At 66.9% G+C, this 23,368-nt stretch carries 20 protein-coding genes; 19 read left to right on the top strand and 1 reads right to left on the bottom strand.

The window, feature by feature from the left end; translation table 11 throughout:
- Positions 1-9 precede the first annotated feature (9 nt).
- From ACHQ4I_RS30080 to ACHQ4I_RS29995, 18 genes are all read left to right on the top strand, one after another.
- Positions 10-813 carry a DUF8175 domain-containg protein gene (locus ACHQ4I_RS30080; RefSeq protein WP_420775255.1) on the top strand — a complete coding sequence of 268 codons (804 nt, stop codon included), beginning with the start codon at positions 10-12 and terminating at the stop codon, positions 811-813.
- Positions 810-2,252: a TrbL/VirB6 family protein gene (locus ACHQ4I_RS30075; RefSeq protein WP_420775254.1), complete on the top strand. Its 1,443-nt coding sequence runs from the start codon at positions 810-812 to the stop codon at positions 2,250-2,252. The genes ACHQ4I_RS30080 and ACHQ4I_RS30075 overlap by 4 nt, the downstream gene beginning before the upstream one ends.
- Positions 2,249-3,721 (top strand): SCO6880 family protein, encoded by a 1,473-nt coding sequence (locus ACHQ4I_RS30070; protein ID WP_420775253.1) that lies wholly within the window; start codon positions 2,249-2,251, stop codon positions 3,719-3,721. The genes ACHQ4I_RS30075 and ACHQ4I_RS30070 overlap by 4 nt, the downstream gene beginning before the upstream one ends.
- Positions 3,718-5,427, top strand: coding sequence for a hypothetical protein (locus tag ACHQ4I_RS30065; protein ID WP_420775252.1), 1,710 nt, complete (start codon positions 3,718-3,720; stop codon positions 5,425-5,427). The genes ACHQ4I_RS30070 and ACHQ4I_RS30065 overlap by 4 nt, the downstream gene beginning before the upstream one ends.
- Complete coding sequence (locus tag ACHQ4I_RS30060; protein ID WP_420775251.1) at positions 5,427-6,563, top strand: C40 family peptidase; 1,137 nt, start codon at positions 5,427-5,429, stop codon at positions 6,561-6,563. The genes ACHQ4I_RS30065 and ACHQ4I_RS30060 overlap by 1 nt, the downstream gene beginning before the upstream one ends.
- Positions 6,560-7,222 carry a hypothetical protein gene (locus tag ACHQ4I_RS30055; protein ID WP_420775250.1) on the top strand — a complete coding sequence of 221 codons (663 nt, stop codon included), beginning with the start codon at positions 6,560-6,562 and terminating at the stop codon, positions 7,220-7,222. The genes ACHQ4I_RS30060 and ACHQ4I_RS30055 overlap by 4 nt, the downstream gene beginning before the upstream one ends.
- 113 nt (positions 7,223-7,335) lie before the next feature.
- Entirely contained in the window at positions 7,336-7,764 is a 429-nt protein-coding gene (locus ACHQ4I_RS30050) for a hypothetical protein (protein WP_420775249.1), read from the top strand.
- Complete coding sequence (locus ACHQ4I_RS30045) at positions 7,761-8,849, top strand: hypothetical protein (RefSeq protein WP_420775248.1); 1,089 nt, start codon at positions 7,761-7,763, stop codon at positions 8,847-8,849. The genes ACHQ4I_RS30050 and ACHQ4I_RS30045 overlap by 4 nt, the downstream gene beginning before the upstream one ends.
- A gap of 48 nt (positions 8,850-8,897) precedes the next feature.
- Entirely contained in the window at positions 8,898-9,806 is a 909-nt protein-coding gene (locus tag ACHQ4I_RS30040; protein ID WP_420775247.1) for a hypothetical protein, read from the top strand.
- A gap of 74 nt (positions 9,807-9,880) precedes the next feature.
- Positions 9,881-10,813 carry a hypothetical protein gene (locus ACHQ4I_RS30035; RefSeq protein ID WP_420775246.1) on the top strand — a complete coding sequence of 311 codons (933 nt, stop codon included), beginning with the start codon at positions 9,881-9,883 and terminating at the stop codon, positions 10,811-10,813.
- A gap of 6 nt (positions 10,814-10,819) precedes the next feature.
- Entirely contained in the window at positions 10,820-11,806 is a 987-nt protein-coding gene (locus tag ACHQ4I_RS30030) for a hypothetical protein (protein ID WP_420775245.1), read from the top strand.
- Positions 11,807-12,025: 219 nt separating this feature from the next.
- Positions 12,026-13,141, top strand: a complete 1,116-nt coding sequence (locus ACHQ4I_RS30025) for a hypothetical protein (protein ID WP_420775244.1) — start codon at positions 12,026-12,028, stop codon at positions 13,139-13,141.
- A 46-nt stretch (positions 13,142-13,187) separates the two neighbouring features.
- On the top strand, positions 13,188-15,065 hold the full coding sequence (locus ACHQ4I_RS30020; protein WP_420775243.1) for a type IV secretory system conjugative DNA transfer family protein: 1,878 nt from the start codon (positions 13,188-13,190) through the stop codon (positions 15,063-15,065).
- Entirely contained in the window at positions 15,062-15,946 is an 885-nt protein-coding gene (locus tag ACHQ4I_RS30015) for a DUF4913 domain-containing protein (protein ID WP_420775242.1), read from the top strand. The genes ACHQ4I_RS30020 and ACHQ4I_RS30015 overlap by 4 nt, the downstream gene beginning before the upstream one ends.
- Complete coding sequence (locus ACHQ4I_RS30010) at positions 15,943-16,872, top strand: hypothetical protein (RefSeq protein ID WP_420775241.1); 930 nt, start codon at positions 15,943-15,945, stop codon at positions 16,870-16,872. Before ACHQ4I_RS30015 ends, ACHQ4I_RS30010 begins: the two co-directional genes overlap by 4 nt.
- Positions 16,869-17,804 (top strand): hypothetical protein, encoded by a 936-nt coding sequence (locus ACHQ4I_RS30005; protein WP_420775240.1) that lies wholly within the window; start codon positions 16,869-16,871, stop codon positions 17,802-17,804. The genes ACHQ4I_RS30010 and ACHQ4I_RS30005 overlap by 4 nt, the downstream gene beginning before the upstream one ends.
- Before the next feature lie 247 nt (positions 17,805-18,051).
- The gene (locus tag ACHQ4I_RS30000) at positions 18,052-18,915 is read left to right on the top strand and encodes an MBL fold metallo-hydrolase (protein WP_420775239.1); all 864 of its coding nucleotides are present in this window, start codon (positions 18,052-18,054) and stop codon (positions 18,913-18,915) included.
- A gap of 79 nt (positions 18,916-18,994) precedes the next feature.
- Complete coding sequence (locus ACHQ4I_RS29995) at positions 18,995-19,654, top strand: GNAT family N-acetyltransferase (protein ID WP_420775238.1); 660 nt, start codon at positions 18,995-18,997, stop codon at positions 19,652-19,654.
- Between the two features lie 366 nt (positions 19,655-20,020).
- On the opposite strand, the gene ACHQ4I_RS29990 is transcribed toward ACHQ4I_RS29995, so the two are convergent.
- A complete protein-coding gene (locus ACHQ4I_RS29990; protein WP_420775237.1) occupies positions 20,021-20,305 on the bottom strand; it encodes a hypothetical protein in 285 nt (94 codons plus the stop codon).
- Positions 20,306-20,371: 66 nt separating this feature from the next.
- Between ACHQ4I_RS29990 and cas3 the strand changes: the two genes are divergently transcribed.
- Positions 20,372-22,687, top strand: coding sequence for a CRISPR-associated helicase Cas3' (gene cas3, locus ACHQ4I_RS29985; protein WP_420775236.1), 2,316 nt, complete (start codon positions 20,372-20,374; stop codon positions 22,685-22,687).
- The last annotated feature ends 681 nt before the right edge of the window (positions 22,688-23,368 follow it).

Genomic DNA, 23,368 nt, shown 5'->3' with positions numbered 1-23,368 from the left:
GCCCAACTCATGAGATCCCCTCGCCTGCTGATCATCCTGCTCGCCAGTATCACCGCCGTGGTGATCGCGGTGTTCGTACTGACCATCACCAACACCAGCCCGCGCGACATCCCCGCCGACCCCGGCACCACCCCCGCACCGACAGAGCGAACGTTCCCAGACCTGCCACCAACCACAATTCCACTGCCGCCGACCACAGACCTGTTCGGCAACCGCCTCGAAGTGCCCAACGACGAATCCGGTGTCGCACTCGCGCAAGATCCGAGCACCCGCACCGACCCCGCCAGCCCGGACTACCTGACCACCCCACCGGCCCGGATGCAGTGGCAGCGCGGCTGGGGCGGTGCGGCACTACCGGCATCGGGCAGCGACGGACCGGCCCGCATATCCGACGGCATCGCAACAGGATTCGCCCACACCCCGCAAGGCGCGGCCCTGGCCGCCGCCGACGCGCTCGCCCGCGCCCTAGCCGCACCCGACCGAGTCTGGCAGCAAATCGTGCGCGAACGCTACTACGGCGGAGGCCACGCGCTACTCGACCGGTTCGCCCGCTCCCGCGAACGCACCCGCGACGCCGCGCGTTACGTCGTGGTCCCAGACGGCGTCCGGATCCAGCCCGGCTACCGCGACGACCTCGCCTTGGTGCAGTTCGCCACGCACAACGACATCGGCTACACGATCTCGACTTGGCCGATGGCATGGATCGACGGCGACTGGCACGTGCGAGTACCAGAGAACATCGAAACACTCTGGGGCCCAGGCACTTCCGCATTCTCTCTGGCCGGTTTCGGAGTATGGAAGGCCGTGTCGTGACCGATATTGCCCTCGCCGGTACTCCGGTCACCGCGATCACGACATGGCGAACCCGGCTGCCCATCCCCGATGTCTGCGACATGCCGCTGGGGCCTCAACAGGCATGCGAACAACTCGGACAGGCCGCCTCCGACGCGGCGGGCTCGGCCCTCGACGACATAGTCGCGCAATTCGCGGAGAGCTTCAGCAGCATCCTGCGGTTCGTCATGACCTGGTGGACAGCGCTGCCCTCACCGCAACTGACCGATAACCAAGGAGGACTCGGACCGACGCTGTCGGGCATCCGGGAATACACCAGCGGCCTGCAGGTGCTGCTGCTCACCTGCGGAATCATGTTCGCGGCGGCACGGCTCGCATTGGCCAAGCGCGGTGGGGTCGCTGGTGAGGCACAGGAAAGCCTGCTGATGTTGAGCCGGGCGGTGTTCGCCTCCATGGCCTTCGCCGCGGTCATCGCCGCCGGAACCCGTGCCGGTGACGCCTTTGCCGAGTGGGTGATCTTCGACTCATCCCGAGGCGACGCCCACAACATCGTCGCTGAGCTGACCCAGTTCGATCTCAAGACGAACAACTCCGGATTGGGAACTGGTGTTTTGTTCGTGCTGTTCCTCCTCGGGATCATCAGCATGCTCATACAGCTCGTGATGCTGGTACTGCGGCAAGCCTTGCTGATCCTGGTCGTCGCCGTGATCCCGATCGCGGCGGCTGCTTCGGGGACGGGGCCAGGTTCCCAGGCATACAAGCGTCTGCTGAGTTGGTCGCTGGCGTTCGTGTTATGGAAACCGGTCGGGGCCTTGATCTATGCGATGGCGTTCACCGTGGCTGGGCGCGATCAGAAGGATCCACAGCTGGTGCTCCTAGGTCTGATCTTGCTGGTCATGACGGTGATCGTTTTGCCTGCGCTGATCCGGCTGGTCGCACCCGCGGTGGCGACTCTCGGCGGCGGTGGCGGCGCGGCGGCCGTGTTGGCGGGCGGTGCCGCAGGTATAGCGATGGCTTCGCTGGGCGATCGCTCGCGAGGACGCAAGGTCAGCGAAGGCGAGAACGATCCAGGCGGCGCATCACCACCACCCAGGGAACCGCCTGGACCAGGCGGTGGTGGAGGAGGCCGCCCGATGCCGGATGGCAGTGGTGGCAACGGTGCCGCCCACTCTGGGGCGGGCAGCTCAGGTGTCAGCTACAGCGGTTCAGGTGGAGGTTCGAACGGTGGTGGTGCACCGCCTCCCGCAGACGCGGCGGCGAAGCCATCGAACGGGTCCGGTGCAGGCAGCGGCGGGGAAGCCGCCGGTGGTGCTGGAGCCGGTGCCGGGGTCGCCGCGGCGGTCATGGCCGGTGTGCAACTAGGGGAGCAGGGGGTTTCGGCCATCGAGACTCGGACACGAGACGCCGCGGAGGGTGGTTTGGATCCGGATGTGTTGGGGCCGGGGGAGGTTCAGCGATGACGACACGGATGTACGGCCGCTGGGAACGCCCTCGCTCGGCTGGGTTCTTCGGCTTGACCTGGGGTGTGTCCATGCTCGGGCTGGGCTTGATCATCACGGTGATGGTCGGGTTCATGATCACCCGGTCCCTGTCGGTGGCCGCCGCCTTGGTCGCGGCCTCGGCACTGGTATTCACGCCACTGGCGATCACCCGTAACGGCCGCACTGGCTGGGAGATCGCCTTGCTGCGTGTCCAGTTCGCTGCTGCCGCGGCCCGTGGTGAGCACGTCTACCAGGCTGGCCGGTTCTCCAGGATCCCTGGTATCGCGAAACTGCCTGGGTTGCTGGCGGATTCGCGGCTTTCGGAGTACGAGACGGCGGGCGGGAAACGCTTCGCCATGATCCACATCCGCCGCAGTGACCACTACACGGTGGTGCTGCGGGTGATCCCGCGCGGGAAAGAACTCGTCGACCAAGCCCAGATCGATGCCTGGGTCGAGGGTTACGGCCAGTTCCTGGCTACGCAGAGTCGCGGCGGTGAAGTCGTCGCGGTGACCGCGGTGCTGGACAACGTGGTCGAGACCCGCCTCAAGCAAGCCCGGGAGGTCGCGCGCCTGGTTCGCCCTGATGCCCCCGCGTATGCGAAGGCGGTGATGCGGGAAGCCGCCTCCGATATCGGCGGGGTCGGGGTGCGGATCGAGGCGCGTATCGCGATCACCTACCGCGCGATCGGAAAGGGCCGTATCCGCCGTGATGAGGCCGAGCAGGCCCGCGAGATCGGGCAACGCCTGCAAGGAGTTCTGTCCCAGCTGGCCCGTGCGGGGCTCCCAGCGACACCGCTGCAGGCGTGGGAGGTCCTCGGGTTGGTGCGCACCCGCTACGACCTCGCTTCCCAACGCGATATCGAATCCGCCGGCGCCGAGATCATCCGCACACAGTCATGGGATTCGGTCGGCCCACTGGCGCACAGGGACCGCTGGGATCACTACCTGCACGACGGCGCCCGCTCGATCACCTGGGAGATGGACACCGCCCCACGTGGCGCGGTGATGGAGACGGTGCTCGAGGAGTTGCTGCGCCCGCGCGCGGACGTGCCGCGCAAGCGGGTGGCGATCGTCTACCGGTTGCATTCGGCCGCTGAAGCGACCACGTTGGTGGACTCCGACTTTCGTGACGCGGTCGCGGCCGAGCAGACCGAACGCGGAATCGCCTCGGCGTCGGCGCGGATCCGGGTCGGTAATACCCAAGCTGCCCGGGAGGAGCAGGCGCGCGGGGCGGGCTTGACCCGGTTCGGGGCGCTGGTGACGGTCACCGATCACCTCGAAGGGGACCTGCCCGGGATCGAGGCATCGGTGAAAGCGATGGCCGCTGCCTCCCGGTTAGGGGTGCGCCGCTGCTACGGCAGCCAAGCCGCCGCGTTCGCCGCCAGCCTCGGGATCGGGTTGATCCTGCCCGAGCACACCTCCATCTCCAAGCGGGTGTCCATGTGAACACCCGCCGCCCCAAGGAATCTCGCCCCGCCCGCACCGAAACGATCGCCGGTGTCCGGGTTCTCACACCGCGGGCGCGCGCCGCGATCGAGACGGCCGCTGCCAAGTCTGGGTTGCGGGGTTGGCGGGCACGGCTGGCGATATCCAGCGATGATCATCGCCGGGCCACCGTGGCTCGCCGCGCGGGGAAAACTGGCCGCGAGGGCTTCGACCGATCGCTGCTGCCGCTGACCGATCGCGGCTATCTCGGGCTCGGCGGTGGCCGCGCCGCGGTGGTGCCCGGCATGCCGGAGTGGCGTGCGACGACCGTGCAAGTGGGCGGGCTGTGGCCGTTCACCGTCGGTGCCAGCGCCCCCACAGTCGGCACGCCGGTCGGTGCGCACTACATCACCGGCGCGCCCGTGCATTTCGACCCGATGAGCTGGTTCCTGCGGGGCTTCATCACCGCCCCGATCGCGTTCGTTCTGGCGCTCAATGGTTTCGGCAAATCCAGCCTGATCCGGCGCATGGTGACCGGCGCGGTCGCGGCCGGGGAAACCGTGCTGTGCATGGGCGACACCAAACCCGACTACCGCGACCTCGTGGTGGAACTCGGCGGGCAGGTGGTCGACGTCGGCTATGGGCACGGCACCATCAACCCGCTCGATGTCGGCGCGCTCGGTGCCGTCGTGCAGAGACTCACCGACCCCGACCAGCGGCGCCAGGTCACCGCGCGGGTCGAAGCCGGGCAGGTCAACATCGTCGCCGGCCTCATCGAGCTCGTACGCGGATCCCGCGTCGCCGACTACGAAGAAGTGCTCCTCGCGGCCGGGCTGCGCGAACTCTACAGCCCGACAGGTGGTTTCAGCTACGAGAATCCGCCGCTGCTGTCGAACCTGCTCGAGGTCATCTCCGGCGGTGGCGATCAACTGCGCCAGTTCGCCGAGGAAGACGACGAACCCGCCTACCGTGCCAGCACCAAAACCCTGCGCCGGTCCCTGCGCGCGCTGGTCGAAGGACCTTTCGGCGCGATCTTCAACGGACCGACCACCACCAGCCTGGACCTGGCAAGCCCCGCAGTGTGTGTGGATGTGTCTCGCATTCCTGAAGGCGATAACAAGCTCTTGGCGGCGGTGCTGATGGTCTGCTGGAGCGAGGGTTTCGGCGCGGTCGCCGCCGCGCACGCACTCGCTGATGCCGGGCTCGCGCCGCCGCGCACGTTCGAAGTCGTCATGGACGAGATGTGGCGTGTGCTCGGCGTGGGGGAGTTCATGGTCGACCGCGTCGACGCCCTCACCCGCCTCAACCGCAAGTTCGGCACCGGGCTGATCATGTGTTCGCACACGATCAAAGACCTCGCAAGTTTCGACTCCGCTGCCGCACAAGCCAAAGCCCTTGGGTTCTTCGAACGCGCCCGCGCGAAACTCATCGGTCCGGTGGGGCCGGAGGAGATCAACCGCATCCGCAACGCGGTCGGCATCACCGACACCGAGAAGCGTTTGATCACCTCGTGGGCGGCTCCGCGCCCACCCTCCGATGACGACCTGGACCCCTCACGCCGCGAAACCCCGCCCGGCACAGGCTGTTTCCTGCTCAAAACCGGCGAAGCCAACGAACCCGGCATCCCGTTCCGGCTGGTGTTCACCCCCACCGAGCGCGCCGCCGACATCCACAACACCAACCGGCGCTTCGACAACCTGCCCGCAGCAGGGGAAGCGAGCAGGTGATGGATACCTCGAAAACCGTAATCGCGATAGCGATCTCGCTACCGATCGCGCTGATCTTGCTACTGCTGATGGTTGTCGGCGTCGACTCGGCCCGTTCGTGTGCGGCCCCACTGGCCAACAGTGCCGCCGGGGTCAGCGGTGCCACCGGCCAATCGGTGGCGGGGCTGTCGGAGCAGCAGCTACAACTGGCCCGCAACGGTGTCGCGATCGGCAAACAACGCGGCATGTCACAGAACACGATCATCGCCGAGTTGGCCGCCGCCGCCACCGAATCCACCTTCCGCAACCTGGCCAACCCCGCGGTGCCGGAATCGCTGAACTACAGCAACGATGGCCTGGGCTACGACCACGACTCGGTCGGCCCGCACCAGATGCGGGCCAGCGTCTGGGGATCAGTCGGTATCGCCACCTTGATGAGCCCGATCTACCAGATCAACTGGTTCTACGACCACGCCACCCAACTCGGGCCCGCCGCCGCACACATGTCACCGGCTGACCTGGCGCAAGCGATAGAACAATCCGCGCCGAATGCCTATGGGGCGCAACTGGATTTGGCGCGACGGCTCTATGCGATGTTCGCCGACATCGACACCGCCTCGATGCCCGCCCCACAGGACGGGCCCTCACCCGCCGGGTGCGGGCCGAACGGATCCGGGACGCCACTACCCGCGCACGCGGGTGCGTTCGGTCGCGCGGTCATCAAGGCGGCAATGAAATGGATCGGCACCCCGTATGTATGGGGCGGCGGCGACACCAGTGGTCCGACCAGCGGTGGGTTCGACTGCTCGGGGCTGACGCTGTATGCGATCTATCACGCCTCGCGCGGGCGAATCCGGTTGCCGCACTATACCCAAGCCCAGCAAGACGACCCCAGCGCGCAACCGGTGCCGTATGCCGAGCGCGCCCCGGGGGATCTGATCTTTTTCACCGCGCCGGGCAAGACGGATTCCCATCACGTCGGCATCTACTACGGCCGCGACTCTCAAGGCCGCGACCTGCTGTTACACAGCCCGCAAACCGGCCAAAACGTCACTCTCACCGCGCTATCGGCGTGGGACGGAGAACGGATGGCCGTGCGCCGCTACAGCAACCCCACCCCTTCACCCCTCGACACCACCCCGGGAGGACGAGAATGAAAACCACACCGACAGTAGCGTCCCCGCACTCCGGCGTCACACCGGAGATGGTCGTGCGTGTGCGTGCGGCCGAGTTGCACGGGTTCACCAGTACCCGCCAATTCGATCGGGTCGCGGTTGAGCACAAGTTCACCGACGGCTGCGCCTTCGAGCGATATCTGACCGCACTGCTGGTCGAAGCCGGAATCGACTACGAAGGATTGCGTCAGATCGAAGCCGCCCGCCGCACCGCCGATCAGCGGCTCGCGGCGATGGCGGCGCGGGGGCCGCGGCTGATGCTGTGGTCAGCCGCCACCATGGACGCCTTCACCGTGTGCCGCGCAGACGGACACGTCATCTGGCACGACCGATTTCCGAGCGACACCATCATCGACACCGGTGCCGCGGCTGCGGAAACCTCAGCGCGACAAGCGATCTGGCTGGCCGGGCAAGCCCGCACCCAATGGGGTGCCCAGGCGGCCACCCTGCAGCTGACCCTGGCCCGCACCCGCGGCATCGACATCGAGAACCTGCACCACGCCGCCCGCGTCGCCGCGCTGGTACTGGACGTGGTGAGCGAACTAGTGCACAACCCGGCCGCCGAACAATGCACCCGCCACGCAGCCGTCGGCTGGTCCACCACCGACCTCGGCGGCCTCCTACACCCACACCGGGAATGAGCATGACCCCACCAAAAGTCCTGACCGCAGCCATCTCCCTCGCTGCCGTAACCGCAGCCTGCGCCGCGAACACACCCCAACGTGCCGCCGACGACGAACAACAGTGCAGGATAATGAGTTTCGCCCGGCCCTTCGACACCGTGGACCCGTGTTCGGCCGAGGCTGTCCTGACCGCGGCGGTGAGCACCATATTCGGCTACCGCCCGAGCGAGCACACCGATGCGCGGGTGGCGTTTCGGGCCGCGCGGACGTTGATGGATCCCGAGTTCGCTGAGCGCGCGGAATCCGCGGCCCTGGTGTGGGCGCCGGTGAGCCCGACGCAATGGCAGCAGTGGCGCGGTGCCGCCACCGCGATCACCACGTCGGCTCATGTCACCAGTGACGACCATCCCACCGACACCGCGACTACGGCCAGCCGCGTGCTGGGTGTGGACCTGCAACCGGGTGACCAGCCGCCGATCAGGTTGGCGGTGTACGCCCACGCCACCCGCACCACGGCGGTATCGGCGTGGGTGTTATCCGGATTGGGGGTTCTGCCATGAGTGGAGATCCCGTCGAAGAATCCGGTCAGGCGATGCGCCAGGGTTTCGTTCAAGCGTTGCAAACCGCGCACACCACCGCTGCCCTGATGCGGGGACGTGGTGGGGAATCACGATCGAGGGCGGAGTCCGATCAGCGGATACGTCTGGCCGACAACAAAGAGTTGCGGTCCGTCATCGAACACCACCAGCGCGTGTTCAACGCCGGACAGGCCGCGGGCCTGGCGCGGGAACTGAACACCGCCAAAGTCGATGAAGTGCGTGCCCGCATCGAGCGCGGCGGGGAGATGCACGAGATGGAGCAGTGGATCAAGGAGGGGCAGGCCGAACGCGCCGACGCCGACCTGGACCGCCGCAACGCAGCGGGCGAACTCGAACGTGAGCAGAACAGCGAACTCCACGAGTGGAAGATCGACGCCTACGCCAACCGGGAGACCCGCGCCGCCGAGTTGCACGAACTCGATGTCGAATACAAGGAACTGCTCATCGAGAGCCGTCGCCGCGCAGCCGGTTTCAGCGACACCCTCAGCGCGCACGGAGAATCCGGCGAAGCGATGGCATCGGCCGCGGCGTTCGCCGCAGCCAAGAGCGCCGAGGGGTTGTCCGAGGAACTCGACGACGAGTTCGATGCCTACGCCGAGCGGTTCGTCGAGGACACCGGCAGCGACTACACCGACATCATCGACGCCGACATCGTCGAAGATTTCGACGACCGAGACGTGACGGTGGAACCGCAGAGCAAGGCACCGGAAGTAGCGATCGAGAACATCATCGACGCCGAGGTCATCGAAGATTTCGACGATCTCGATGCGACGGCGCATGCGCGGAGCAGGTCGTCGTCAGTCGCGGTCGAGGACATCGCGGGGCTGACCGAGGAGCTGAGTTTCGCCACCCACATCACCCACGAGTTCGCTGATCTGGGTGGCGATCCGGACCCCGACCCCGATGCGGGATCAGTTATCGCAGATGCGGTCGACGCCGCCGGACTCACCAGCGAAACCCTCGCTGAGGATATGGATTTCGGCCCCGAAGAAGATCCGCCCACGACGCACGTGTCGCCGATCCCTGATCTGGGGATGCAGCGGTGACAACGACAACAACAGTGATGGCGTCTGCTGCAGGTGGGGGCCGGTGAGATGGACACACCGACTCCGCTGCAGGCGCATCTGCTCAAAGCCGTGCAGAACCTGGCCTACGACAACCAGCAGCGCCTCGAGCACGCTCGTCACGCCGGACACGCAAGTCCACCGCCAGAGGTGGTGCAGCAGTTGCGTATCGGCGAGCTCTCGCGCGAACAGCTCGAGGATGTGGCGTTGGCGGTCGGTGTGCCGAAGGCATGGATCGACTATGTTCGCGCTGCGGGCGAGCGTGGCGGTCAGTGGCAGCCGGGGCAAGTACTGCTCGGGTCGGGACAGGTCGATCGGGCCGTACTGACCGAGGCGTTGGGCGTCGAGGTGCGGGGTTTGCAGGACATGGCGGGTGTGGCCGCCATCTACACCCGCCGTGGCGAGCTGAACCTCGATGCGGTGGCGCGGTTTCGGCGGGTGATGGGGATGACCTGGCAGCGCCTCGGCGCGGTTTCCCACGCCTTGACCTTGAGTGAAGAAGAACGCCACCAAATCTGGCAGCGCGGCACCCAGCACTGGTCGACCGCGGTAGCCGCAAAGTTCGCCGCCCACAGTGACCGGCAGCTCGCGGCGCGATGGAACCAGGTGGCAGGCACCGACTTCACCGCCATCACAATGCCGGTGATCGTGCTGCAAACCGCCGGAATCACCCACGACGACATCACCGCCCAGATGCCGATATCCCCGGACCACATGGTCGAACTCACCGCCGAAGCCCTCACCACGCTGGACCGGCATCCCAGGGAACTGGCGGTCACCGACCCGGACCGCGAGCCCGATGCCGCGGGCATCAATGCCGCGATCGAGGCCGCCGGACTAACCGGAGACCCGCCCGCAGCGCTCGAACCCGCCGACACCACGACCGACCCGACGCCAGCGTCGGCAGTGGCCGAGGCCGACCACGGACACGACCCATGACCGTGGATCCCTTGCCACCGCCGGAAGCCGGAAACGACTGAACACCAATCTCTTTCAGAAAAGAGGCAACAACCATGAGTGAACCGATCCCCGGGATGGAGGACCTGCCCAGCTGGAAGCTGCGGCTGCTCGAACGCATCCAGAACGCCTCCGCCGACCACGTACAGCTCCTGTTGCGGGGGCACCCGAGCTACGAACCCCATTACGGCAGCGGCGAAATCCCGCTGCAGACCTGGCGCACCCACCTTCGGGCGCTGGCCGCCGATCGTCACGAGATCGAGATCCACGCCAGCGCCGTCGGCGTTCCGCCCGCAGCGATCGCTCAAGCACGGGAGCTGGGAGAGCACGGACTGCGATGGGGCGACAGCGTGCATTCCCCACCCACCACGCGCCACGGCGAGGACCCCGTACGCGCCCACATGGTCGAAGGCATCGCCGACGACATGTTTCAGCTCGAGCACATGGCCGCGATCAACGTCGCCCACCGACTCCGCGGCGCCGACGGACGCTTCCCACCCGACCCGCAGGCACAAGAACAGTTCGACCGGAACATGGTCGCCTTGTGGTCCCGCGCGTACGACACCGGCCATGTCATCGGTTTGACCAGCGACGAGGGGGCCCAGCTGTGGGGCCGCGACCAAGTGGGGTGGACGCACTTGGTGGCAGCGACTGTGCACCGCTACGGCGACGCCGCGCTACACGAACGATGGCGTGCCTATGCCTGGCGTGGGATAGAACACGAAGCCTGGCGCAGCGTCGACACCCTCGCCGCCGACCGGATCCATGAACCGAATGTGGCGCCGCCCCCGACTCCGCACGAGCTCATCGATCGCGCCACCCAAGCCCTCACCGGCACACCGAGTCGGGCGGGCGCCGACCCGAGCATCGACCAAGCCGTCGACGCCGCGCTGCCTGTAGAGCTGGCGGCGGAATGGGACAGTGAGCCGGCGTCGGAACCCGATATCCGTCCTCCCGAACCGGGCGCGTCGGTCGGATTCGAGCGGTGAGGCACGATGACATTGACGAGTCCCGACCCCGAGTCCTCGCCGCCGCAGACGGTGGTCCAATGGCAGGCCCAGCTGCTGCTACGGATCCGGCTGCTGGCCGGCGAACACACCCGCATCCTGGATGCTGGGTGGGAGAACTTCGAAACCCTTACCGCCGAGGACGAGCCACGCACGGCCTGGCAAACCCATCTGGACGGGCTGGAAGCCCAACGGGAGCGTGCCGAACAGACCGCGCTCACCGCCGGGATCGAACCGGCCTGGATCGAAGACGCCCGCGAACTCGGCATCCAGAGCACCCGTCCCCGTGTGGAAGCCGGAGTGCGGCAGAACCCGGCTCGCGACAACGCCGCGCAGGACTTGTGCATAGGCATGCTGTCGCTGGACTTGTGGCATCTGGAACGGATGGCCGGCCTGTCTGCGGCCCGCGCGGACCGCATCGCGACCGGACGGTGGAGCTTCGCCACCAATCCCATCGCCGCGGCACAGTTCGCACAGAACATGCACCTCTACCACGAACGAGTGACCGCTCTGGCGCACGCCGCGCAGATCACCGCCACCGAAGCCGACGAACTGTGGGGACCGGTCGCCGAAGGCGTCCGGCGCCAGCTCGCGGTCAATCTCGCAACCTATGACGAATTGACGCTGGTCAACGAATGGAACTCCTACGCGACCGTCCGCACCGACCTAGCCATCCCACCTTATGTTCCTACCGACCCCGATACCGGCATCCCCATCGCTGGCGCCGAGGCCATCCCACCGACACCGCAACAGATGATCGACGCCGCTACCGCGTCGCTGCGCGCGGAATTCGTCGACGCGGCCATCAACAACGCCGCCAGCGAATCCGATCGCGACGTCGAGCCCACCGCCATCACCGAGGCCATCGACGCCGCCCTCCCCGAAGGCTCCCACAGCTGGGACAGCGAAACCGACCACGCCGACCAGATCACCAACCCACACCGCTCGACCGAGTTGGGCACCGACCCCTACTAGCCGAACATCGCCACCAACACCTGACCGCCTACTGATCGGTCAGAGGTATTCGCAGCACACGCTTTTCGTCGACGCACCGGTCACGGGTACTGACCGGGACGCCGAAACCGCACTGCCAGGGGACATCCGAACACCGCCGCACCGCCAGATGACGGTTCGCGGTACACGCCTTCCTTACTGGAGGTCGACGATGTCCACCACATCCGAATGGGCTGCGCGATGAGCTGGCCCGATCCACGACACGCAGCCACCGATCCGGCCTACTACCACGACGCAGCCGATTTGACCGAAGCCGAGATCCGGGCCGATTTCACCCGCTACTACCAGCTGCGGCTGTTCGCGCCGTTCGCCGAAACACCCGAGCAGAAGCAGGAATTCACCACCCAGGCCGATGAGCTGGCCGCACGGTGGGGCCGCCACTCATCCATCGAGAACCGCACCCAGTGGGAGCAACTACAGGCCGCGGTCGCCGGGTGGGAACACCGCCCGGAAGCCACCCGCGCCGCCTACGACCAGATCGATCGAGCCAGAACCGCAGGAGATATCGGTGTCGATGCGGTGGTGTGGCGCAACCTGCGCCAGGCCGCCGAAGTCACCGGCCATCTCGAAACCACCATCAACGGCTCCGATCAAGACGGCGTCCGCTGGCGCCCGCCGCAGCACTCCGCTGGACGCGACGCCGAGCGCACCACCCTGCTGGAGCGAGCGCTCGGTGGCCGCGGCCCGGAACTGGCCGGTCTGGCCGAGATCGACGCGATCATCGCCGAAACCGATGATCTGCTGGCGGCCGAGGAAGAACTCGGGGACCTCGACACCGGCGCTGACGAACGCGCCGCCCGCCAACGCGCCGCCTTGCGTCAACTCCAGGACCTCACCGCTGAGCACGCTTGGCTGGCCGAGCGATGGGATGGCTCACCAGAGCAGGACCAGGCCCACATAGCACGCCTGGAATCCCTGCTCGCAGAAGCCCGCCGCGCCCGCGTCGACGCCGCAGACGCCGGTGTCCCGTCCGCCGATATCGAGGCCGCCTACCGGGCAGGACGCGACGGCACCTACCGGCACGCACACACCGACGCCCCGCAGTTCGAGCCCAACACACCGCCGGTCGAGGAACGCGACTTCGCCGTCTCCGAGACCGTGGCCGAGGGGATCGAGAACGACACCCGCGACGGGCTAGCGCGCACCGGCCAAGGCGGCGGCGCGGCCATCGACGACGCCACCGCCGCTGCTCTGCCCGCCGCGCAGTTCGCCGATTGGCGCAGCGGCGACGGCGTCGAGGAGAACCCCACGACCACACACCGCACCCACGGCGTCGACGCCGACGTCGCGCTGTGAAAACCGGTTCACCCCAATCCTTTACACGCCTTGGAGGACTTTGACCATGATCTCGACACGAGAGACCCGTCGCCGCACCAAACGCGGCCTGGGTGAGGAAACCACGCTGCTGCTGGCATTTCTGGCGTTGGTGGCCTTCGCGCTGACGTTGTGGGCGGCGTTGAGCCTGGGCAGCTGGTGGGCCGGGCTACCGGTCACCCGCCATCCGGTGACCGCGCTGCTCGAAGTCGTCGCCGGACAACACCGCTGGCCATGGCAAGCCAGCGTCCTGGCCGTCGCCTTCACCGCCGCAGGAGCCGCCCTCGTCGTCGCAGGCTGGCGGATGTTGAGCGCCCGCAGTGAGATCGACGCGGCAGCGCGCACGATGCAACGCCCGGCTGCGATTCGGTTGGCCCGTGCCCGCGACAACGCGGTCGCCAACCAGCGGCTGCTGCACGACGCCGCCCCGGAGATCCAAGCCAGCAAAGGCCCGCCACTGGGCAAGACGGTGATCGGTGGGGTGGAGTTGTTCGTGCCCGCCGAGCTCGGGGTGACAATCGCGGCGGGCACCCGCACCGGCAAGACAATGGCGTGGGCTATCCCCGCAGTCATGGCGGCATGGGGACCGTGCCTGGCCACGAGCAACAAACCCGACCTCTACCGGCACACCGTCTACGGGCGCGAACAGCGCGGCAGGATCTGGCTGTGTGATCTGCAAGCGGTCACCGGCACGATCGAGTGCGGGTTCTGGGTCGACCTGCTCACCCAGGTCACGAACTTGCCAGCGGCACGTAAGTTGGCCGGGTTCTTCGTCTCGGCCGCTTCAGGGTCAGCTGTGCAGGCCGCCAACGCCCGGGTCGATTCCTATTTCGACGGTGGCGCCCAAGAACTGTTGAGCCTGTATACGTATGCCGCGGCGTGTGCGGGTGGGGATTTGCTGCACGTGGCCGAATGGCTTGGCAGAGATCAGGACCAAACCCCGGTGTTGATCCTGCGTCACTACGGCCACCATCGGCCCGCCGAACGCATCCTCGAATCCCAAGCCCTCTACGCCCGCCAACGCGATGGCCTATACGACATGGCCAGAAGGTATTTGAACGTCCTGTCCGACGAGGGCTACGCCCGCATGGTCACCCCGCCACGACGCCAGCTCCTGGCGGTACGGGAGGAAGCCGACAACAAGAGCCGCAAAACCCGCGTCGTCATCGACAAGACCGAACAAGAGCCGACTCATGATCTGCCGCAGTTCATTCCGGCCGAGTTCGTGACCTCCACCGACACTCTGTATGCGCTGTCGATGGCCGGTCCCGACGGAGCCACGCCGTTGACCTCGGCGTTGGTCGGCCAGATACTCGAGGCCGGGCTCGAGGCAGCGCGGGCACGCCCGGATGGGCGGCTGGCGGTGCCGCTGCTGGGGGTGCTCGACGAGGCCGCCAACTGCGCCCGCATCTCGGAGTTGCCTTCCTATTACACCTACGCCGGTGGCTGCGGGATCATCCTCATCACGATCCTGCAGGTCCTCGAACAAGGCGAAGACCTGTGGGGCGCAAACGGTCTCAAAACGATGCGCGCCCAATCCATCGAAGTCTACGGCGGTGGGATCGCCGCGGTCGACTACCTCGAACACTGGTCGGCGATGACCGGCCCCCACGATGTGGCCGACCGCTCCCGCAGCCACGGCGCCGGGGGAGTCAACCGCACCCTGACCTGGCGTCCCGAACCCATCCTCGATGTCGCCCTGCTGGCCGCACTACCCAAAGACCGTGCCCTGGTTCGACTCCCGAACCACGGACCGGTCGTCGTGCACAAGATCTGGTGGTCCGACACCGAATACGCACCCTTGATCCGGAAATCGTTGGAGCGCTTCGAGAAAGCGGCCCACCTGATCTATGGGGCAGCTGAGGTCATCAACGGCGATCCGGCAGACGGTGGTGAGCGGTCATGAACGCACCGACCGCGGCGGCGGGCAAGAAGCCGCCGATGCCACCGGCTTACCGGCATTTCACCCAGTTCACCGAAAAGTGGCTGCTGCCCACGATCAACGTCCGGTTGGCCGAAGCGAACCGGGAGAACACCTACACCTGGTGCAGCAAGTGGTGGGCCCACCGCGGCGTCGCCGTGCGAATCGCGCACCTACACACCGCATTCGAAGCGCAACGGCGCGCACAGAACGCCAACAGCCTCAGCACGTTCCTGCTATCACACCTCGACGCCCACTTCCGAGTCATCCTCGACGCCGCCAACGGTCCGCTGTACCGCTGCACCCGCACCACCCACCTGCCCACACCCTCGTTGCCGTTCGACCCGGTCCCAGTGGGTTGGTTCACTTCCGCGAACCGCTCACCCGATACCGCACCCGAGGGCGAGGAGCAGGACCCGAAGAAGCCACCGCCGCGGTTCGCTCATTACAGCGAGTTCGTGCAGGACTGGTTGCTGCCGGTTACCGCGGTGCGGATCGCGGGCTCGAATCGGGAAGGCCAATACAGCTGGTGTCGGCAGTGGTGGCGCCACCAGGCGGTCGCGGTCCGCTTCGCCGGCCTGCACGCGGTCTTTGAAGCAGCGCGCCTGGCTGAGGACAAGTCCGCGATGAGCGGGCTGTTCGTGCGCCACATCGACCCCCACATGCGCTACATCCTCGACGCCGCCAATGGCCCGCTTCACCGCTGCACCCCCGACCAGCACCTCGACATCCCCGGACTGCCAACCGAACCCATCCCCACAGCGTGGTTCGGCGTCCCCGGTGCGAAAACCGCGATCGAGCACCTGGGATTCGGCCCCGACTTCCGAGCCTTCGCAAACGGTTCGGCGGGAGGGCTGGGGTTGTGATCACGCCGACACGCCCGCAGGCGCAGGTGCTGCGGTCCCTGCAGAACCAATCGGTGACAGTCACCACCATGCTGGCCGAGGCGACCCGGCACGAGCAACACAGCGGGCAACGCCCACCGCCGTCCTGGTACGAGGTCTTCCACCATCACGCGACCCTGCGGGAAGCATTGACCGATGTCGCACTCGCTGGTGGGGTACCGCGCGCGTGGGTCGATCACGTCCGCGAGCGCGGCGACCGAGCAGTGGCGTGGAACCCCGACCTCTACCTGCGTACCCCCGAACCGCTCAACTGGGACGAAATCCTCGGCGGCCTCGACGCACACGTGCAGCGGCTGCGCGAATGGACCGCCCTCGCCGCCGCCTACAGCCCGCTCGCAGCACCAGCCGAGGACGCGGCGAGCGCACGATTCGACGACAACCTGCGGGTACTACGGGCCAGGACCACGGGCGTGGCGAACCTGCTCGGCGTCGATGCGCAGCAGGCCCACCAGTTGTGGGGCACCGAAGGCGACTGGGTCGCCGCAGGGGTGGCGATGCTCGACGGTGTCCCGGTCGATGGTCTTGCCCAGCGCTGGCATCACGTGGCACGCACCGACACCCGTACCGACGCACTACAAGCCCGTGCGCTGGCCGAAGCCGGGATCGCGATCGACACCGCAGTGGCACTGCCCTCCCACGAGACGCTCGAGCCCGCGATCAGTGCCGCACTCACGCCCCCGACACCACTGTTCCTGTCGGCAGCGACACCGGGCGCGGACATCGACGCCGCGGTCGACGCCGCGAACCCCACCTATAGCGCCGATGCCGAAACAATCATGGATGCACCGATATTCAGTGACTCAGCGGGCACCGAACCCTGGAGCATCGACCCCACACAGATCGACGTAGCCGCGGCGGCACCGACGTGGCGAGAGGCCGAGCCATGACCGGCCCGACCCCGCCGCTGCGGATCCGCGATATCCCGCCCGAGCAGGCAGCGCTTCTACGCCAGATCCACCGGCTCGCCGCCGTCGGCGAGCGGTTGCGCCAAGCCCTACCGGAGACTAGCCCGGACTCGGCGCAGGGCATCGAGTTGCTCGACCATATCGCTGAAGTCGACCGTGATCGGGACCTGACCGAGATCCGCGCCCGCGCAGGCGGTATGCCCGCGGGCTGGGTCGACCAAGCCCGCGCGGCCGGGCGATCCGGCCGTGCCTGGACCGACGAACTACTGCTGCCCCCAACGCGATCGCCGACACGGCGCCGAAACCTTGAACGGGTTGCCCAGGACACCCGACAGCTCGCCGACATGGCCGCGATAACGGTCGCCCGCCAGCACCGACTCGCTACTGACGGAGTCACTACCGACCCGGAACCCGCGGCCGCCGACCAGCTTCGACGCAACATGACAGCGCTGTGGACACGCGCCGCGGCCACCGCCACCTCGCTCGGCATCGACGGCACAGAGCGCGCCCGCGTATTCAACGCCGCCACTAGATACCTCGATCGACGCGTCCAGACCTACCAGCACTACAGCCTCGACGACATCAACGCTGCCTGGCGCACCTACACCACCCCCGCCATCGCCGCCACAGTGCGGCGCTCACTGAAGAGCCTGCGCAGGACAAATCGCGACACCGACACTCCGGCAGCCGACGCAGAACAACCCCCGACACCACAGGCGCTGATCGACCGCGCTCGCCACAGCCTCGACACCGCAGCCACGAACGACACCGACTCCGACACCGGAACCGACATCGAGTCAGTGATCACCGTCGCGATACCAGGCACCACCTCCGAATGGGACGCCTCGGCTGAGCTCGACAGCGGTGATTCCGCCGCCGTCGACGCGTATCCGGACGCCGGACCAGATCCGTAACGGTCGGTAGTCGTTGTCCACCAACAAGTTTCAAGCGAGGCGACATGCATTCATCGAATGTCGGCACCACCACTGGCGGCGTCGTCGCAGCCGAGCAGACGACGACACCCTGCCCGTTCACGCCATGACACGGCCACCGGGCCGTCGTGACCAGCGTCGTCCCAGAGCCCACACACGCCACGTTCGCCCTGATGACGCACACCGCCTCCTGCGTCCGTCCCACACCCACACGACAGGAGCCCCCGCCATGACCGTGAGCTTGGACCACTTCACCCGCCCCGCAATAAGCCATCACCGCCAACTCGGCGATCACCGCATCACCTACCTACCTGACGGGGTCGCTCTGCTCGATCCCCGCGTCTGGCTGCCCGGCGCCGATGACCGGATCTTGGCCGAGCACGCGCATCTGGTCAATCCCGACGGATACCTGGTCGCAAGCATCGGCGCGTTGCTGATCGAATACCGCAACCGGACCATGCTCATCGACGCAGGCGTCGGACCACTGGCCGTGCCCACGCCCTACGGGCTCATGCGCGGCGGGCAGCTACTCACCAGCCTCGCCGCCACGGGCAAAGCCCCAACCGACATCGAACTGATCGCCATCACCCACCTACATCTGGACCACATCGGTTGGCTCTGGCAATCCACGCCCGCGACCACCGCCAGTCCCTTCGCCGATACCCCGGTCCTGGTCGGAGACACCGAATGGGACCACCGCGATCTCACGCTCACCGCGGGGATCAGCCCAGAAATGCTCGACACATTCACCGCCCACGTCAACACCATCGCTGACGGCGAGGAGATCTTCCCAGGCGTATACGCCCTGGCCACCCCCGGCCACAGCCGCGGCCACCTCGCCTACACCATCACCTCACCCGGCCACCGGCTGATCGCGTTCGGCGACGCCATGCAAACCCCACTCCAGATCACCCACCCCGAACTATGCGCCGCTGTCGACGACGACCCCGCCGAATCAGAGACGACCAGCCGCCGCCTGATCGACGAACTCACCACGCCCGACACCCTCGGCTTCGGGATGCACTTCTCCGACGTCCAACTCGGCCGCGTCAGCACCGACACCTGCGGCGAACAGATGTGGCTACCCGAATAGCCACCCTTCCAGCACTATTCGGCACCCGCCCACCTCGCACGACGAACCGATACTCTGCTCCACTGAATAGGAGAAACCTATGCCTGCCTTCGCCCGGTCCATCGGGATCACCGTTCAAATACGCCCTGCCCGTTGCCGCGCCGAATTACGCGAGTTCACCCGATGGCACCATCTCGCCGGAGTGGCCCACGCACGCCGGGCCGGACGCAACCTCGTCCAGATCAGCGACGCAGGAATTCTGTCCACCGGGCTCTCGCGAGAATACGCACTGTCAGTGCACAACACCGCAAGCGCAGCGACCAACGTGCCGACAGTGCTGGCCGCGCGGACGATGGCTCTAGTCGCCGTCGCCGATGGCCGCCCTATCGGGGGGCTGTCGGCGGGGCCGTCGTTTCTCCTGTGCGCTCAACTCGCCACCTTCGGACGCACCGCGGTCCTACAGGCAGCGCTGACGACGATGAGAATCCACGCCATGGCCGTGCTCCCCGGCTACACCCAGCACGGCGTAGGAACAGCGCTGCTACATCAAGCGATCACCCTCGCACGCCAAGCGGGTGTAGGCATCGTCTACGGCCAATTCGACACCAGCACAACAGGACTGGCACAGTTCTTCCGACACAACGGCATGAACCTCGCCGACCCCAGCGCAGTACTGGACCTACGCACCCACCTCGACCTACCCGCCGTTGTCGCGCCCGCCCCTAATGAGACCCTGTTCCATCACGTGGTGAACCAGTGAGCGCCGCAGAAGGCCGACAACAGCCCCGCGAAACGACAACTATGTCCACCTCCGCACGCCCCGGTTGGAGATCCTGATCGCTATCAATAGGACCACAGGTCCTTCTGGTGCCTAGGGTGCGCCGCGCGGAAATCCGTTGGCCCTGAGAGGTTTTCGATAAGTGACAGTCACGTTAGGTACGTTCGACCGGGCGGGCGCGTGTTACCGCAGCGATAAGGCCCCGAGGAGTGAGCCGCTGAGTCACCGGTCGCTCGCGGAAGGTCCAGCCGACCGGCAGCGGGGCACTATGGCCGATCGCCTGCCAACGGGATCGGTGCCGGGACGGCGGCTCCGTGCGACTGTTGCAGCGGCTGGAGGCGGTGTGGATCAGCTGGTGATGTGAGTGTGAGTCCGGACCGTGTCGGCGTGCAGCAGACCGGCCGAGACCAGGACATCGGGCACACCCACGTGCCAGGTCGGCATGCGCCCGCTGGCCGGATGACTGGCCAGGCGGTCCACTTCTCGCCGCACCTCGTCTTCTGCGACCTGAATGGTCGTCCCGAGTTCGATGAGCCGGGCCATTAGCTCGTCGTGGTCTCCAGCGGCGAGAGTGGCGGGATGAGACCCGACCAGATGCAGGTAGAGGGTCAGCGCTGCAGATGGGTTGTGCACCAACTGATTCCTTCCTCCTGCAGGCGTTGTCCGTGGATTGTCGGTGTGGCTGGCTAAGTTGGGGCGGTGGTTCTGTGGGCGCATAGTCGCAGTGATCGTTCGGGGGTTCGTCACGAGTTGGGTGAGCATTGTCGGTCGACGGCGGAGTGGGCGTCGCGTTTCGCGTCGGTGTTCGGTGCGGGGGAGTTGGCGTATGCACTGGGTTTGTTTCATGACGCGGGGAAGGCGTCGTGCGGGTGGCAGCAGCGGTTGCTCGAGGTGGAAGGCACGGGGAACCGGGTCGGGTTGCCGCACAAGCAGTTGGGGGCGCGGCTGGCGTTCGATGCCGCAGGGTTGGCCGCTCTGGCGGTGCTGGGCCATCATGGCGGTTTGACGAATCCGCAAGCGCTGCAGGTTGTTCTGACCGATCCACCGACCGTCGATGATCACGAGGCGGCGGCCAGGTTCTGTTCGGCGGTGCCGGAAGCGGCGGGAGCGCGGTTGCGGCGCGGGTTGTTTCCGATCCGGTGGTCGCGGGTGGCGGACAAGCTGGCGGGGGAGATGCGGTTGCGGCTGGTGTTCTCGGCGTTGGTCGATGCTGATCACCTCGATACCGCCGCGCACCGGAACGGACTGGCTGGCCCGCAGGTAGCGCCACCGGCGGACATGGGCGTGCTGGTTGAGCGTTTCGAACGTCGTCGCGCCGAGATGATCGGCGAGAGTGTGAGTGCGATTTCGCGGTTGCGCTCGCAGGTGTACGACGCGGCGGTGGTGGCTGCGGCGGGGGAGCCGGGGTTGTTCCGGTTGGCGGCGCCGACCGGGTTGGGTAAGACGTTTGCGCAGGCAGCGTTCGGGTTACATCACGCGGCCCGGTGGGGGAAGTCGCGGGTGATCGTGGCGGTACCGTTCATCACGATCACCGAGCAGAACGCCGATGTGTACCGCCGCTTGCTCGACACCGAGGATCAGCCGGTGGTGCTGGAACACCACTCCAGCGTCCGTTTCGACGAAACCGACACCGAGGAAACGACATCGGGATCCGATGGTGTGCGCGATCGGTGGTCGCGGCTGGCAGCCGAGAACTGGGACGCCCCGTTCGTGGTGACGACCACCGTGCAGTTGTTCGACTCGTTGTTCGGACGCAAACCATCCCAGGTCCGCAAGCTGCATCGGCTGGCGAACGCGGTGGTGATCCTCGACGAGGTCCAAGCCCTGCCAACCCGACTGCTGCTGCCGATCCTGAGCGGATTACGCACCCTGGCAGAGGATTTCGGCACTACCGTGTTGTTGACATCGGCGACACAGCCCCATTTCCAGGCACTGTCGGTGTGGCAGGGCTCCGACACCCGCGAGCGGGTGCGGATCACCGAGATCATCGGCGACCCGCAGCCGTTGTTCGATCAGGCCCGGCGCGTCAAGTATCGGTGGCTGCTCGACCCCAAGCCGACCTGGCCGCAGATCGCCGAGGAGATCGGCGCGCAGCCGCAGGCCCTGGTGATCGTGAACTCGGTCGCCGACGCGCGAACCCTGTACCGGCTGGTGTCCCAACACCGCGACGACGTGTGGCATCTGTCGACACGGATGTGCCCGCAGCATCGCCGCGCGGTCCTGGCCACCGTGGCCGAGCGGCTACGGGGCGGGCTGCCCACCGTCGTGGTGTCGACACAGCTGGTCGAAGCGGGTGTGGACCTCTCGTTCCCTGTGGTGTGGCGGGCGCTGGCACCGGCGGATTCGTTGCAGCAGGCTGCCGGCCGCGCCAACCGCCACGGCGAACACACCCTCGGCGGCCTGGTGGTGTTCGACCCCGCCGACGGTCGCCGACCCGCGGAGTACGAGCTGGCGTGCCAGCTGGCCGTGCGCCACTTCGGGCCCGACGGGCCCGAACTCGACAACCAGCAGACCCTGGCCCGCTACTACGAAGAGCTCTACACCGACCTCCAACTCGACCAGCAACGAATCAACACATCGAACGCGCCAGTGGGCCAGATCATCCAGCACCACCGCGAGGGCCTGGACTTCCACGCCGTCGCCGACGGCCCACTGATCAACACCGGCACCAGCCGAAAACGCGACCCGCGCAAGGCATTCCGGATGATCACCGACGAATCCGTCCCGCTGGTCGTCCTCGACCACGACCACCCCGACCATGTACAGACCATCCTCGCTGACCTCGCCGACCTCGCCGACCTCGCCGCAGGCACCATGAACAGCCGCGCAGCCCTGCGGCAGCTGCAACCGTGGATCGTCCAGCTACGCACCACGACCGCTGAACGCCCCGACGTTGCGGCCTTGATAGACAACGTCATCGGCGATCTCGGCATATGGAAAGGCACCTACGACTGGGATCCCCACACACGCCGCGGAGTCGGGCTCGATGAAGCAAGCATCGAGACCATATTCTGACGAGTAACACCGCCGAACCACCGACGCCACCGTGACCAATTTCCAGCGTGCCAGACGACAGCGATGTGTCCTGGATTGGTTTGGAACCCCAAGCGCGACCAACGATCCAGGAACGTTCCCAACCAGCCACCAGCACAAACGATCACAGAATTACGACATTCCATCGCACATTTCACGAGAGGACGGCAAAACCGTAGATCATCCAGGGCAGCGCCGGGCGTCCGCGCTCGGCGAGAATCTCAACTGCTTGACCAGGTTCGACATGGTCTCAGCGTCGGGCAGCGCCGGGCGTCCGCGCTCGGCGAGAATCTCAACCTCCAGTGCGGCGAGGACCGTCGCCCGGTCGATAGGGCAGCGCCGGGCGTCCGCGCTCGGCGAGAATCTCAACATCGACGGTCTCGGCCCCGGCCTGCAGCAAGCGACCCGCAGCGCCGGGCGTCCGGCTCGGCGAGAATCTCAACGGGACAACCTGTCCGGAAACGGGTGGGTGGATCGAGCAGCGCCGGGCGTCCGCGCTCGGCGAGAATCTCAACCGAGGCATCCGATTCGCCCTGTGGGCGGCGAACGCAGCGCCGGGCGTCCGCGCTCGGCGAGAATCTCAACAACCGAGGCAAGACATGGTCGTACCGACGCGGCGGTGGCAGCGCCGGGCGTTCGCGCTCGGCGAGAATCTCAACGACC

This window comes from Nocardia nepalensis (assembly GCF_048910785.1).
GTDB lineage: Bacteria > Actinomycetota > Actinomycetes > Mycobacteriales > Mycobacteriaceae > Nocardia > Nocardia nepalensis.
This window is presented reverse-complemented; position numbering and strand designations above follow the sequence as displayed.

Bases quoted from the DNA above. Each gene is read 5' to 3' on its own strand.
- ACHQ4I_RS30015 (WP_420775242.1), top strand. From the start codon at position 15,062: ATGAACGCACCGACCGCGGCGGCGGGCAAGAAGCCGCCGATGCCACCG.
- ACHQ4I_RS30035 (WP_420775246.1), top strand. From the start codon at position 9,881: ATGAGTGAACCGATCCCCGGGATGGAGGACCTGCCCAGCTGGAAGCTG.
- ACHQ4I_RS30030 (WP_420775245.1), top strand. From the start codon at position 10,820: ATGACATTGACGAGTCCCGACCCCGAGTCCTCGCCGCCGCAGACGGTG.
- ACHQ4I_RS30000 (WP_420775239.1), top strand. From the start codon at position 18,052: ATGACCGTGAGCTTGGACCACTTCACCCGCCCCGCAATAAGCCATCAC.
- ACHQ4I_RS30045 (WP_420775248.1), top strand. From the start codon at position 7,761: ATGAGTGGAGATCCCGTCGAAGAATCCGGTCAGGCGATGCGCCAGGGT.
- ACHQ4I_RS30025 (WP_420775244.1), top strand. From the start codon at position 12,026: ATGAGCTGGCCCGATCCACGACACGCAGCCACCGATCCGGCCTACTAC.
- ACHQ4I_RS30070 (WP_420775253.1), top strand. From the start codon at position 2,249: ATGACGACACGGATGTACGGCCGCTGGGAACGCCCTCGCTCGGCTGGG.
- ACHQ4I_RS30050 (WP_420775249.1), top strand. From the start codon at position 7,336: ATGAGTTTCGCCCGGCCCTTCGACACCGTGGACCCGTGTTCGGCCGAG.
- ACHQ4I_RS30060 (WP_420775251.1), top strand. From the start codon at position 5,427: ATGGATACCTCGAAAACCGTAATCGCGATAGCGATCTCGCTACCGATC.
- ACHQ4I_RS29995 (WP_420775238.1), top strand. From the start codon at position 18,995: ATGCCTGCCTTCGCCCGGTCCATCGGGATCACCGTTCAAATACGCCCT.
- ACHQ4I_RS30040 (WP_420775247.1), top strand. From the start codon at position 8,898: ATGGACACACCGACTCCGCTGCAGGCGCATCTGCTCAAAGCCGTGCAG.
- ACHQ4I_RS30005 (WP_420775240.1), top strand. From the start codon at position 16,869: ATGACCGGCCCGACCCCGCCGCTGCGGATCCGCGATATCCCGCCCGAG.
- ACHQ4I_RS30080 (WP_420775255.1), top strand. From the start codon at position 10: ATGAGATCCCCTCGCCTGCTGATCATCCTGCTCGCCAGTATCACCGCC.
- ACHQ4I_RS30020 (WP_420775243.1), top strand. From the start codon at position 13,188: ATGATCTCGACACGAGAGACCCGTCGCCGCACCAAACGCGGCCTGGGT.
- ACHQ4I_RS30055 (WP_420775250.1), top strand. From the start codon at position 6,560: ATGAAAACCACACCGACAGTAGCGTCCCCGCACTCCGGCGTCACACCG.